The organism is Pseudoxanthomonas dokdonensis (assembly GCF_001431405.1).
In the GTDB taxonomy this organism is placed as follows: Bacteria; Pseudomonadota; Gammaproteobacteria; order Xanthomonadales; family Xanthomonadaceae; genus Pseudoxanthomonas_A; species Pseudoxanthomonas_A dokdonensis.
Genome location: NZ_LDJL01000002.1, coordinates 1 through 12007, shown reverse-complemented (window position 1 = coordinate 12007; position 12007 = coordinate 1). Strand labels below are relative to the sequence as shown.

Sequence of the window (12007 nt, the reverse complement as noted above, 5' to 3'; positions counted from 1 at the left end):
AAAGCGATAGCTGCCGGGATGACCCGGTATTCGTCGGCTGGAAGTCCGGCATTCGCCGGGAACGATAGGGAAGTAACCCTTGAACCGGATGGCAGCTGTTGCCGGTGATTAAATGACGGCTGATCAGCAGCAGGCCAGTACTGACTCGCAGAACTGATCGCTACGCGGTCTCGGCGCCGGGGCCCTGATAGAACATCAGGAACGCCGCACCATTGATCAGATTGCGATGTTTCCCTCGTCATCCCGGCGAACGCCGGGATCCAGCCTTCGCTGGCTGCAAAGCGATAGCTGCTGGATGACCGGATAGTCGTCGGTTGGACGTCCGGCATTCGCCGGGAACGATAGGGCAGTAATCCTTGAACCGGATGGAAGCTGTTACCAGTGGCTAAACGCCTGCTGATCAGCAGCAGGCCAGTACTGACTCGCAGAACTGATCGCTACGCGGTCTCGGCGCCGGGGCCCTGATAGAACATCAGGAACGCCGCGCCGATGATCAGCACGAACGCGGCGTAGTGGTTCCACTTCAACGGCTGGCCCAGGTACCAGGCGGAAAAGCCGGCGAATACCACCAGGGTGATGACTTCCTGGATGGTCTTCAGCTGCACCACTGAATACACCGTGCTGCCGAGGCGGTTGGCCGGCACCATCAGGCTGTATTCGAAGAAGGCGATCGCCCAGCTGGCGACGATGACCAGCAGCAGCGGCGCGCTGCGGTACTTCAGGTGTCCGTACCAGGCAAAGGTCATGAAGATGTTGGAGCCGAGCAGAAGCAGGATCGGCAGCAGTCGGGCGAGCATGGCATCAGATCATCGAAGGGGGGCGGCGAATTATGCGGTGCTGGGCTTGCTGCGGGAGCCATGCCGCCGCCAGCGCCACCCCTCCTGCGCCGCCCCGGGTAGCCAAAGCAGACGCGCGCTGAACCGGCAAATCCATCTTCACGCCGCGTCAACCGCCGGCCCGGTAGCTTCACAAACCTGAAGTCATCGGAGGCCTTATGCGCCACAATCAGGAAACGGCTGGACTGGTGTTGGTGGTTGAAGACAACCGCAATATCTCGGAAATGATCGGGGAATACCTCGAAGGACGCGGCTTTGAAGTCGATTACGCCACCGATGGCCTGGATGGCTACCGGCTGGCGGTGGAGAACAGCTACGACGCCCTGGTGCTGGACCTGATGCTGCCGCGGATGGACGGCATGGAGGTCTGCAAGAAGCTGCGCAACGAAGCGCGCAAATCGACGCCGGTACTGATGCTGACCGCGCGCGACACGCTGGACGACAAGCTCAGCGGGCTGAGCTCCGGCGCCGACGATTACCTGACCAAACCGTTTGCGATCCAGGAACTGGAAGCACGCCTGCGCGCGCTGATCCGGCGCGAACGCCGCCAGGTCGGTTCGGAAGTGCTGGAAGTGGCCGACCTCAAGCTGGATCCGGTCAGCATGCGGGTCACCCGCGATGGCACCGAACTGCTGTTGTCGCCGATCGGCCTGCGCCTGCTGACCATCCTGATGCGCGAGTCGCCAAGGGTGGTCACCCGCCAGGAAATCGAGCGCGAGATCTGGGGCAACGGGCTGCCGGATTCGGACACCCTGCGCAGCCACCTGTACAACCTGCGCAAAGTGATCGACAAACCGTTCGACAAGCCTTTGCTGCACACCGTGCAGAGTGCCGGGTACCGTATCGCCGATATTGGTTGACCGGTTATTTTCGCCCGGCCGACAACAGGGACTCCCATGCCGCAGGGTTTACCGCGCAAGCTACGGGTGGCCTTCATCCTGCAGGCCGTGATCGTCAGCCTGGCGATCGTGGTTGGCGTGTATGTCATCTCGATGGTGATCAAGCACAGCCTGATGAACACCACGCTGCAGGAAGAGGCGACCCATTTCTGGGAGTTGTACGACGCGTCCGGTGTGCAGCCGCCGCCGAACACCCACAACCTGCGTGGCTATCTGGTGTTGAAAGGGCATAGCAACCTGGTGTTGCCGGAGAACCTGCGCGGCCTCAAGCCCGGTTTCCACGAGCTCAAGGACGACAACATGCTGGTGCTGGTCGACGAGCAACCGCCCGGCCGCCTGTACCTGGTGTTCCTGCGTTCGCAGGCCGAACGGCTGGCGTTCTATTTCGGCACGGTGCCGGTGATCATCACCCTGACCACGATCTACCTGATGACCTGGCTGACCTACCGGGCGTCCAAGCGGCTGGTGTCACCGGTCAGCTGGCTGGCGCGGCAGGTTGGTGACTGGGACCCACGGCGGCCCGACGTCAGTACCCTGGCCGCCGATCGCCTGCCCAAGGAAGTGCAGGGCGAGGCCCGGCAGCTGGCAGCGGCCTTGCATGGGCTGGCGCAGCGGGTCAGCGCGCATGTCGCCCGCGAGCGCGATTTCACCCGCGATGCCAGCCACGAACTGCGTACCCCGCTGACCGTGATCCGGGTCGCCACCGACATGGCGATGGCCGAGGAAACCTCGCCGCGGATGGCCCGCTCGCTGCAGCGCATCCAGCGTGCCGGACGCGACATGGAAGCGGTCATCGATGCCTTCCTGATCCTGGCCCGCGAGGCCGAGGTCGAGCCGCAGCGCGAGGACTTCGATGTTTCCGACATCCTGCTCGACGAGGCCGAGAACGCGCGCACGCTGTTGATCGGCAAGCAGGTCGATCTGGAAGTGACCTGCAACGCCAAGCCGCGCCTGCATGCGCCGCCCCGGGTGTTCCAGGTAGTGGTCAGCAACCTGTTGCGCAACGCCTGCAGCTACACCGACAGCGGTCGCATCGACGTGATCCTGGATCCGGATCGGGTGACCGTGCGCGATACCGGCATCGGCATGTCGGCCGAGTCGATGGAACGGGTATTCGAACCGTTCTACCGCGCCGATCCGACCCGCCCGCGCGGCAGTGGCCTGGGCCTGTCGATCGTCAGCCGCCTGTGTGACCGCTTCGGCTGGAAGATCGAGCTGGACAGCGTGCTCGGCCAGGGCACCAGTGCCACCATCCGCTTCGTGACCTGATCCGGCGTCGCGGGAACCGTCGCCGCCGGCAGCTGTCAACCAATGGCGCCACGGCGCGTTGATCACATGACTCCCCTTCCATAGCCGACTCGCCGATGAGCCAGCCACGCCGTACTGCCCGTAAATCCAAACGTTTCCCGAGCGGACCCCTGCTGGCCGCCGCGCTGGGCGTGGTGGCGCTGGCGGGGGCTGGCTGGTACTGGAAACAGCACGCTGCCGACAGCGGCCAGAGCGGCTATCGGACCACGCCGGTCGAGCGCGGCAACATCCGTGTCGCGATCTCGGCCACCGGCACCCTCAGCGCGATTTCCACGGTCACCGTCGGCAGCCAGATTTCCGGCCAGGTGACCGACGTGCTGGTCGACTTCAATTCGCCGGTCAAGAAGGACCAGGTGCTGGCGCGGATTGATCCCAGCAGCTACGAAGCGCAGATCGAACAGGGCGCCGCCTCGATTGCCAGCGCCCAGGCCTCGTTGCGGCAGTACCAGGCCACGCTCAGGAACGCCGAACTGGATTACCAGCGCAAGCAGGATCTCGGCGGTCGGCAACTGGTCGCGCAAAGCGATGTGGATCTGGCCCGGGCCAGCCTCGATCAGGCGCGCGCGCAGGTCGCCGCGGCGCAGGCGCAGATCCGCCAGCAGACCGCCGCCACCCAGAACACCCGGGTCAATCTGGATCGCACCGTGATCCGTTCGCCCGTCGATGGCGTGGTCCTGACCCGCACCATCGAGCCCGGCCAGACCGTTGCGGCCAGCCTGCAGGCACCGGAGCTGTTCACCATTGCCGAAGATCTGGCGCAGATGAAGATCGAGCTGGCGGTGGACGAGTCGGATATCGGCCAGGTCAAGGTTGGCCAGAGTGTTTCCTTCACCGCCGATGCCTTTGCCGATCGCCAGTTCCGCGGCAAGGTCGAACAGGTGCGGCTGTCGGCGACTACCACCAACAACGTGGTGACCTATCCGGTGGTGGTGACGGTCGACAACAGTGACGGCACCTTGTTGCCGGGGCTGACCGTCAACGCCGAAATCGAAGTCAGCAAGCGTGACGATGTGCTCAAGGTCGCCAATGCCGCATTGCGCTTCAAGCCAGCCGAGGATTCACCGTTGGCGCAGGCCGCACCTGCAAGCGGGGCGCGTGCCGACCGGGGTGGTTCGGGAATCACCGATGATCTGGGCCGGGTAGCGGCGCAACTCAAGCTCAGCCCGGCGCAGCAATCCGCGTTCGACGCCGCGATCACCGCGATCAGGCAGCGCCAGCAGGCACGCCAGGCGCAGGCGCCAAGCGGCGGCAACGGTATGTTCGGCGGTCCCGGCGGCGGCCCGCGCATGGTCACCGCCGGTGGCGGCGATGGCAACGTGCAGGCGCAGGTCCGCCAGCGCATGCGCCAGCGCCTGCAGCAGGACTTCGCCGCGTTCCGCGCCAGCCTGGACGCCAGCCAGCAGCAAGACTGGGATGCGGCGCTGGCACCGTTGCTCAATGCCAAGCGCAGCACCGTCTACAAGCTGCTTGATGGACAGCCGCAGGCGATCAACGTGCGGCTGGGTGCCAGCGATGGCACCAGCACCGAAATATCCGGCGCCGGGCTGCAGGCCGGTGATCAACTGGTGACCGGCGAACGGGCGCAGCCATGAATCTGGCGACGCAGGCCAACCCAGCGGCCATGGATGACGCGCGGGTACCGGTCATCGATATCCGCGGCATGGTCAAGGTCTACTCGCCCGGCGGCGAGGCCGAAGTGGTGGCGCTGAAGGGCGTCGACCTGTGCATCCATGCCGGCGATTTCGTCGCCATCATGGGGCCCTCGGGTTCGGGCAAATCGACGCTGATGAACCTGATCGGCTGCCTGGACACACCGACCGAAGGCAGCTACCACTGCGATGGCGTCGATGTGTCCACCCTGGACGCGGAACAACTGGCGCAGCTGCGGCTGGAAAAGATCGGCTTCGTGTTCCAGGGCTTCAATCTGCTGCCGCGGATGAGCGCACGCGAAAACGTCGCGATGCCGTTGGGCTATGCACGGGTGCCGGTGGCCGAACGTGGCGAACGTGCCGACCAGGCGTTGGCCGCGGTGGGCCTGGCCGAGCGTGGTGGCCACACTCCCAGTGAACTGTCCGGTGGCCAGCAGCAGCGGGTGGCGATCGCGCGCGCGCTGATCAACCAACCACCGGTCATCCTTGCCGACGAGCCCACGGGCGCCCTCGACAGCAAGACCGGCGAGGAGATCCTGGCTTTGTTCAAGCGCCTGCGCGATGAAGGCCATACCGTGATCCTGATCACCCACGATGCCGATGTCGCCGCGCACGCCGATCGCATCCTGGTCATGCGCGATGGCGAGCTGCATCCACAGGAGCACGACGCATGAATTTCACCGACATCCTGCGTACCGCCTTGCATGCTCTGCGTGGCAACTGGATGCGCAGTGCACTGACCTCGCTGGGGGTGATCATCGGCATTGCCGCGGTCATCGTCATGGTTTCGGTCGGCCAGGGCACGCAGCAGGAAATCGACAAACTGGTCTCCGGCCTGGGCTCGCAACGGCTGGACATCAGTCCCGGTGCCAGCCGTGGCGGCGGCGGCGCGCGGATGAGCGCCAGCAGTTTCTTCACCCTCAACGAGGGTGATGTCGATGCCATCCGCAATGAAATCCCGGAAGTGCAGTACGTCGCCGGCGCACTGCGCGGCAGCAGCCAGGTGGTCTATGCCGAAAACAACGCCTCCACCAGCTGGCAGGGCGTGCAGGCGGATTATTTCGCCATCAACGGCTGGGTCATTGCCGATGGCAGTACGTTCGAAGCGCAGGACTACACCAGTGCCGGCAAGCAGGTGATCCTGGGCGAAACCGTGCGCCGCACGCTGTTTGGCGACGACAGCGGCATCGGCCAGACCATCCGCGTCGGCCGGGTGCCGTTTACCGTGGTCGGCACCCTGCAGCCGAAAGGCCAGGGTGGATTTGGCCAGGACCAGGACGATGTGATCATGGTGCCGCTGGAAACCGCGCGCCGACGGTTGATGGGGGCGATGGGGCTGCCGGCTGGCGCGGTCATGCAGATCGCGTTGACCGTCAGCAATGCCAGGGATCTGACCTACGCACAGGGCGAAGTGGAAGCGCTGCTACGGCAGCGGCACCGGATAGGACCGGGCGAAGAGGATGATTTCCGGGTCCGCAACATCTCCGAAATCGTCGCCACCCGTACCGCCACCACCAACCTGATGTCGAAACTGCTCGGTGCCGTCGCCACCATCTGCCTGATCATCGGTGGCATTGGCATCATGAACATCATGCTGGTCTCGGTGACCGAGCGTATCCGCGAAATCGGCCTGCGCTTGGCGGTCGGTGCTGGTCCATCCGACGTGCGCCGGCAGTTCCTGGCCGAAGCGATGCTGATCTCGCTGATTGGTGGCGTCATCGGCATTGCCATCGGCGTGGTCGGTGCGCTGCTGGTCGGCAGGTTCAGTGAATTGCCGGTGGCCTTGAACGGCCAGGTGGTGGCGCTGGCGGCCGGCTTCTCGGTCGCCACCGGGCTGTTCTTCGGCTATTACCCGGCGCGCAAGGCTTCGCTGCTGGATCCGATTGAGGCACTGCGCTCGCAGTAAGCCATCGGCGCTGAGGCCGTGACCGGGCAGTGATCGCCCATGGCATCCGGCTTCTGTGGCATCTTCGGCACATGGACCTGGATACCTACAAGCGCCTGCGCAGCCAGGCGCGGCGGCTGACCAGTCGCGACAGCGACGCCGAGGACCTGGTGCAGGACGCATTGCTGGCCGGCGTGAAAGCGGATCGCAGCGACCTGCCGTGGTTGAGTGGCGCCCTGCGCAAGCTGGCGGCGATGCAGGCGCGGACCGCCGTGCGCCGGCGCCGACGCGAACACGCACACGCACATGCTGAAGCCGATGACTCGAACATTGAAGATGTCAGCGCCAATGAAGCAGTGTCAGCGGCCGCCGCCGGATCGTTGGCGCGGATGCGGGACTGGCCGCCCGCCTCGCGTCGGCTCGCGGTGCTGGCGCTGCACGGATTGTCGGCCGCGGAGATCCGCTGGATCCTGCAGTTGACGCCTGAGGCGTTCCGGCAACGGCTTGGTCGCCTGCGCGGTCTGCTGGCCGGGCTGTCGCCGCCGCTGCGCGCGGAAGCGCTGGCACTGGCCTATCTGCGTGATCCCGCGCGCGTGGTTGACCTGCAGTTTGGCCTGGTGCGGCGGGCGCTGCTGGCAGCGTTGGCCGGCCACCAGGGCCTGGCCAGCCACGACCGCGATGGCCATCTGCTGGTGATCCGCCCGCGAGGTCACGCTTGGAGGCCCGGCGGCAACCAGTAGATGGGATTACACAAAAAGGAGGATTCCCATGCTTTCACAATGCAAGGTTGGCGCCATCGTGTTCTTTGTCAGTGATTTGAATCGCAGTGTCGAGTTCTATCGTGGTGCGCTCGGGTTGCCGGTCAACATCGTCGATGGCCATGACGGGTCGTTCGCGCATGCCGATATCGGCGAACTGACGCTGGTGTTCATCGTCCAGGACGTGCGGCCGGGTGAGTCACCGGTGGTGGTTTTCAGCGTGGACGGCGGCATCGACGACTATGCCGAGGCGCTGGCCCGGCGCGGGGTCGAAATTGTGGTGCCGGTCAGCGAGGCGCCTGATGGTGGCTGGTCGCTGGATTTCGTCGACCCCGACCGCAATGTCCTCAGCCTGCACCAGCCGGCTGATCGACCGCGCCGCGGTTGAGCCATCCGCAGGTTGCCGCTGATCGCGGCGGCAACCTGCAGGTCATCGATGACCGCGTGTCGAACTGCCTTTTCAGCTGTTCGCGGCCGACCACTGTTCCAGCCGCTTCTGCATTTCGTCCGGCGGCACATCCTCGACATGGGTGGCCAGCGACCATTTGTGGCCGAACGGATCGATCACCGTGCCGATCCGGTCACCCCAGAATTCCAGCTTGACCGGCCGATCGAGGGTGGCACCGGCGCTGATTGCCCGTGCATGCGCGGCCTCGGCATCTTCGGTGTAGATCATGAAGCTGGTGGTGCCGCCACCACGGGCATGCGGACCCATCGCATTCATGTCCGGCCATTCGTCGGACAGCATGAAGATGCTGTCGCCGATCTTCATTTCGGCATGGCCTATCTTGTCGCCCATCGGCAGCCGGTACAGCTCTTCGGCGGCGAATGCGCGCTGGTAGAAGTCGAGCGCCTTGGCGGCGTCATCGACGATCAGGTACGGGGTCAGGCTGTGGTAACCATCGGGTTTGAAGGTGGACGGCATGGCGGCTCTCCGGGGCAAGCCGGCACCGTAGCCCAGGGCGGGTTAGCGACGCGTTATCCGGCGCCGGGCCTGCTCAGGGTTGCAGGAAAGGCGTCACCACCTCGCGCCACAACGCATAGCCTTGCGCATTCATGTGCAGTTGATCGGCCACGAACAGCTCCGGCCGCGGCTGCCCAGCGGCGTCGAGCATCGGCGTGGCGACATCGATGAAATCCACGCCCAGCCGGTCGGCGCTGGCGGCGATCAGCGCGTTGGCCTGCTGCTGCCGTGGCAACTGGCTGATCCGCGATGGGCTGGGCTTTATCGCCAGGTAGGCGATCCGTACTTCCGGCAGGTCCTGGCGCAAGCGCTGCACGAAGGCAGCGAAATCGTCGGCGACCTGTTGCGTATCGCGACCGCTGTTGATGTCGTTGTCGCCGGCATACAACACCACCTGGCGCGGGCGGTAGGGAAGGATGATGCGATCAGCGAACCAGGTGCTGTCACGGATTTCGGAACCGCCGAAACCACGGTTGAGGACCGCCACATCCGGAAAATCCCGCGCCAGCGAGTCCCAGAAACGGATCGAGGAGCTGCCGACGAAGACCACGCCGGCGGGCGCCGGTGGCCGGGCGCGGTCCTGCGCCTCGAATCGCTGGATGTCCTGCTCCCAGTTCGGCTGGGAAACCTGCTGCGGCACCTGCGGTGTGCGCTCGGCAAGCGCCGGGGCGGCGCCCGCCAGCAGCGCCGCGAGCAACAGTGAGGCGCACAACACTGATGATGGCAATCTGTTCCCGATCAAGGGCATAGCGGGGGCTTCCGGATGAAAAAAAGGTGGCATGCAGGCCAGCCCCGACAATACGCGCAAACCCGCCAGCGGGGCAAAAGTAGCGCTTGTGGCAAAATCAGCGGCCATTGGCGTCGGCCGCTACCGCGGAGTCATTCCCGCTGCGTCCTGCGCGTGTCCATCCGGCGACCGCCATGACCCGGCGCGCAAACGAATCATCAGGAGCAGGTGTGGCAGACGAATTTGGTCATCTACCGCGTGGACCCGGCCGGATCTTCAAGGCTACCCAATGGTCGATGCAGGGACTCAAGGCCGCCTGGCTGCATGAATCCTCGTTCCGGCTGGAGGTCTATCTGGCGGCCGTGCTGGTGCCGGTCGCGGTGTGGCTGGGGCAGGGCGGCATCGAGCATGCGCTGCTGATCGGCAGCATGCTGCTGGTGCTGGCCGCCGAGCTGCTCAACTCCGCGGTCGAGGCCGTGATCGAACGCTACGGCCCCGAACACCACGAGCTGGCCGGTCGTGCCAAGGACATGGGTTCGGCGGCGGTGTTCGTGCTGATGATGAACGTGTTGCTGTGCTGGGGCGTGATCCTCGGTCCACGGCTTTTCTGAAACAATCCGCTCGCTATCTGAACCAAGGATTTCCCCCGCATGCTAGAACTTCTCACCGATCCCAACGCCTGGCTGACGCTGGTAACCCTGAGCGCGCTGGAAATCGTGCTGGGCATCGACAATCTGGTCTTCATCTCGATCGCGGTCAGCAAGCTGCGCATCGACCAGCGGCCGCGCGCGCGCCGCATCGGCATCGCGGTGGCCTGCATCACCCGCATCGCGCTGCTGGTGTCGCTGGCGTTCCTGGCGCGGATGCAGGACGACGTCTTCCAGCTGGCGGGGATGGGCTTCTCGATCCGCGATCTGGTGCTGATCGTGGGTGGTGTGTTCCTGCTGATCAAGGGTGCGCTGGAAATCCGCGAGCTGATTACCGGAGGCGAGGACGAAGATCCGGCCACTACCAAGGCTTCGGCGGTGTTCGGCATGGTCATCCTGCAGATCGCGATCATCGACATCGTGTTCTCGCTGGACTCGGTGATCACCGCGGTCGGCATGGCCCAGCACATCCCGATCATGGTCGCGGCGATCCTGCTGGCGGTGGCGGTGATGCTGCTGGCGGCCAATCCGCTGGGCGAGTTCATCGATGCCAACCCGACCATCAAGATGCTGGCGCTGGCCTTCATCGTGCTGATTGGTGCGGTGCTGGTGCTGGACGGCCTGGACGTCCACGTGCCCAAGCCGTACGTCTATTTCGCGATGGGTTTCTCGGTACTGGTCGAGTGGCTCAACCTGCTGATGCGCCGTCGCGCCGCACGCAGGCATGTCAGCGGCGCCGGCCAGTGGTGAGCACCTGGGCCGGGCAAACGCATTCTTAATGCGGCCCTGCCCATAGTGCGTTGTCGGCGGGGCACGGCCCTGCCATCTGATTGCCAGAAGGAGTCTGCCATGCGTGTCTGGGTACGTTCGTTATTGTTGTTGGCGTGGGTCGCGTTGCTGTCCGGCTGCGGGTACAACAGCATCCAGCAGAAGGACGAGGCGGTGAAAGCCGGCTGGTCGGAGGTCATCAACCAGTACCAGCGGCGCGCGGATCTGATTCCCAACCTGGTCAAGACCGTGCAGGGCTATGCCCAGCACGAGCAGAAGGTGTTGACCGATGTCACCAACGCCCGTGCACGGGTCGGCCAGATCCAGGTCAACGCCGACGATGCCGCGTCGCTGCAGCAGTTCCAGGCCGCGCAGGGCGAACTGTCCAGCGCGCTGTCGCGGCTGCTGGTGGTGACCGAAAACTATCCGAACCTGAAATCGGATCAGTCATTCCGGGATCTGCAGGCGCAGCTGGAAGGGACCGAAAACCGCATCACCGTGGCCCGCGGCCGTTACATCCAGACGGTGCAGGACTACAACACGTTCATCCGCTCGTTCCCGCAGGTGATCACCGCCAAGATGTTCGGCTACAAGCAGAAGCCCAACTTCAGCGTGCAGAACGAGGCGCAGATTTCGACCGCGCCGGTGGTTGATTTCGGTGCGCCGACGCCGCCACCCGCGCCGCAGCCGCAGCCCGCACCCACGCCGGCCAATTGAGCCGCGCCATCGCCATGCTGGCCCGCGTCTGGCTGCTGCTGTGCCTGTCGCTATGGCTGGCCGCGCCGGCAGCGGCGCAGACGCTGGCCGCGATTCCGGCGCTGGATTCGCCGGTGGTCGATACCACCGGCACCCTCGATGCCGCGCAGAAGCAGCAGCTTGAGCAGCAGGCGCTGGCCCTGCAGCAACGCAAGGGCAGCCAGTTGCAGGTGCTGATGGTCGCCAGTACCCAGCCCGAAACCATCGAGCAGTACAGCCAGCGCGTGTTCGACCAGTGGAAGCTGGGCCGCAAGGGCGTTGACGACGGTGTGCTGCTGCTGGTGGCCAAGGACGACCGCAAGGTGCGGATCCAGCCCGGCTACGGGCTGGAGGGCGCGATTCCCGATGCAATCGCCAACCGGGTCATCCAGGAATATCTGGTCCCCCACTTCCGCGCCGGCGACTTCGGCGGCGGCATCGTCGCCGCGACGGCGGTTCTGGTTACTTTGATCGACGGCGAGGCTTTGCCGGAGCCGGTCAGCGACAACCGCGCCAGCGCCCGTGGCGGTGGCGGTGGCGGTGACTGGCTGGGTGGCCTGCTGGCCGGACTGTTTGCCAGTTTCGTCGCCGCCAGTGTGTTGCGGGCGATGTTCTCGCGGGTGCCGGCGGGTGTTCGCGGCCTGTTGACCGGTGCTGGCAGTGGCGTGGTGGCTTTGTTGTTCAGTGGCCTGTGGCTGGCCGCCGTGGTCGGCGGCATCGGCGGGCTGGTGTTCGGGCTGATCCCGGCCAGCAGCGGCCGCGGTCGCTATGCCCGCCATCGCGACTGGGGTGGCTGGGGCGGCGGCGGCGGTTGGGGCGGTGGTTCGTCCG

Annotated in this window: 14 protein-coding genes; 11 read left to right on the top strand and 3 right to left on the bottom strand. The window is 65.2% G+C overall.

From position 1 onward, the window contains the following. Nucleotides 1–437 precede the first annotated feature (437 nt). The gene (locus ABB29_RS01355; RefSeq protein ID WP_057656825.1) at nucleotides 438–797 is read right to left on the bottom strand and encodes a DMT family protein; all 360 of its coding nucleotides are present in this window, start codon (nucleotides 795–797) and stop codon (nucleotides 438–440) included. 197 nt (nucleotides 798–994) lie between these two features. Between ABB29_RS01355 and ABB29_RS01350 the strand changes: the two genes are divergently transcribed. The 7 genes from ABB29_RS01350 (at nucleotide 995) to ABB29_RS01320 (ending at nucleotide 7723) form a co-directional block, all read left to right on the top strand. Further along, nucleotides 995–1696, top strand: coding sequence for a response regulator transcription factor (locus ABB29_RS01350; RefSeq protein WP_057656824.1), 702 nt, complete (start codon nucleotides 995–997; stop codon nucleotides 1694–1696). A 36-nt stretch (nucleotides 1697–1732) separates the two neighbouring features. Beyond that, on the top strand, nucleotides 1733–3004 hold the full coding sequence (locus tag ABB29_RS01345; protein ID WP_057656823.1) for a sensor histidine kinase: 1272 nt from the start codon (nucleotides 1733–1735) through the stop codon (nucleotides 3002–3004). A gap of 95 nt (nucleotides 3005–3099) precedes the next feature. Beyond that, the gene (locus ABB29_RS01340; protein ID WP_057656822.1) at nucleotides 3100–4635 is read left to right on the top strand and encodes an efflux RND transporter periplasmic adaptor subunit; all 1536 of its coding nucleotides are present in this window, start codon (nucleotides 3100–3102) and stop codon (nucleotides 4633–4635) included. Further along, nucleotides 4632–5366 (top strand): ABC transporter ATP-binding protein, encoded by a 735-nt coding sequence (locus tag ABB29_RS01335; RefSeq protein ID WP_157062443.1) that lies wholly within the window; start codon nucleotides 4632–4634, stop codon nucleotides 5364–5366. The genes ABB29_RS01340 and ABB29_RS01335 overlap by 4 nt, the downstream gene beginning before the upstream one ends. Beyond that, nucleotides 5363–6598 (top strand): ABC transporter permease, encoded by a 1236-nt coding sequence (locus ABB29_RS01330; RefSeq protein ID WP_057656821.1) that lies wholly within the window; start codon nucleotides 5363–5365, stop codon nucleotides 6596–6598. The genes ABB29_RS01335 and ABB29_RS01330 overlap by 4 nt, the downstream gene beginning before the upstream one ends. 71 nt (nucleotides 6599–6669) lie before the next feature. Next, entirely contained in the window at nucleotides 6670–7317 is a 648-nt protein-coding gene (locus tag ABB29_RS01325; RefSeq protein ID WP_057656820.1) for an RNA polymerase sigma factor, read from the top strand. Between the two features lie 28 nt (nucleotides 7318–7345). Beyond that, the gene (locus ABB29_RS01320) at nucleotides 7346–7723 is read left to right on the top strand and encodes a VOC family protein (protein WP_057656819.1); all 378 of its coding nucleotides are present in this window, start codon (nucleotides 7346–7348) and stop codon (nucleotides 7721–7723) included. A gap of 72 nt (nucleotides 7724–7795) precedes the next feature. On the opposite strand, the gene ABB29_RS01315 is transcribed toward ABB29_RS01320, so the two are convergent. Next, nucleotides 7796–8260, bottom strand: coding sequence for a VOC family protein (locus tag ABB29_RS01315; RefSeq protein WP_057656818.1), 465 nt, complete (start codon nucleotides 8258–8260; stop codon nucleotides 7796–7798). A gap of 73 nt (nucleotides 8261–8333) precedes the next feature. Beyond that, nucleotides 8334–9047, bottom strand: coding sequence for an SGNH/GDSL hydrolase family protein (locus tag ABB29_RS01310; protein WP_057656817.1), 714 nt, complete (start codon nucleotides 9045–9047; stop codon nucleotides 8334–8336). A gap of 209 nt (nucleotides 9048–9256) precedes the next feature. Between ABB29_RS01310 and ABB29_RS01305 the strand changes: the two genes are divergently transcribed. The 4 genes from ABB29_RS01305 to ABB29_RS01290 all read left to right on the top strand — a co-directional run. Further along, nucleotides 9257–9637 carry a diacylglycerol kinase gene (locus ABB29_RS01305; protein WP_057656816.1) on the top strand — a complete coding sequence of 127 codons (381 nt, stop codon included), beginning with the start codon at nucleotides 9257–9259 and terminating at the stop codon, nucleotides 9635–9637. A 39-nt stretch (nucleotides 9638–9676) separates the two neighbouring features. Next, entirely contained in the window at nucleotides 9677–10423 is a 747-nt protein-coding gene (locus ABB29_RS01300) for a TerC family protein (protein ID WP_057656815.1), read from the top strand. Between the two features lie 99 nt (nucleotides 10424–10522). Then, on the top strand, nucleotides 10523–11158 hold the full coding sequence (locus ABB29_RS01295) for a LemA family protein (protein ID WP_057656814.1): 636 nt from the start codon (nucleotides 10523–10525) through the stop codon (nucleotides 11156–11158). Between the two features lie 14 nt (nucleotides 11159–11172). Beyond that, the coding region (locus ABB29_RS01290; RefSeq protein ID WP_057656813.1) for a TPM domain-containing protein at nucleotides 11173–12007 on the top strand (835 nt) is incomplete at its 3' end.

Bases quoted from the DNA above. Each gene is read 5' to 3' on its own strand.
- ABB29_RS01355 (WP_057656825.1), bottom strand. From the start codon at position 797: ATGCTCGCCCGACTGCTGCCGATCCTGCTTCTGCTCGGCTCCAACATC.
- ABB29_RS01350 (WP_057656824.1), top strand. From the start codon at position 995: ATGCGCCACAATCAGGAAACGGCTGGACTGGTGTTGGTGGTTGAAGAC.
- ABB29_RS01345 (WP_057656823.1), top strand. From the start codon at position 1,733: ATGCCGCAGGGTTTACCGCGCAAGCTACGGGTGGCCTTCATCCTGCAG.
- ABB29_RS01340 (WP_057656822.1), top strand. From the start codon at position 3,100: ATGAGCCAGCCACGCCGTACTGCCCGTAAATCCAAACGTTTCCCGAGC.
- ABB29_RS01335 (WP_157062443.1), top strand. From the start codon at position 4,632: ATGAATCTGGCGACGCAGGCCAACCCAGCGGCCATGGATGACGCGCGG.
- ABB29_RS01330 (WP_057656821.1), top strand. From the start codon at position 5,363: ATGAATTTCACCGACATCCTGCGTACCGCCTTGCATGCTCTGCGTGGC.
- ABB29_RS01325 (WP_057656820.1), top strand. From the start codon at position 6,670: ATGGACCTGGATACCTACAAGCGCCTGCGCAGCCAGGCGCGGCGGCTG.
- ABB29_RS01320 (WP_057656819.1), top strand. From the start codon at position 7,346: ATGCTTTCACAATGCAAGGTTGGCGCCATCGTGTTCTTTGTCAGTGAT.
- ABB29_RS01315 (WP_057656818.1), bottom strand. From the start codon at position 8,260: ATGCCGTCCACCTTCAAACCCGATGGTTACCACAGCCTGACCCCGTAC.
- ABB29_RS01310 (WP_057656817.1), bottom strand. From the start codon at position 9,047: ATGCCCTTGATCGGGAACAGATTGCCATCATCAGTGTTGTGCGCCTCA.
- ABB29_RS01300 (WP_057656815.1), top strand. From the start codon at position 9,677: ATGCTAGAACTTCTCACCGATCCCAACGCCTGGCTGACGCTGGTAACC.
- ABB29_RS01295 (WP_057656814.1), top strand. From the start codon at position 10,523: ATGCGTGTCTGGGTACGTTCGTTATTGTTGTTGGCGTGGGTCGCGTTG.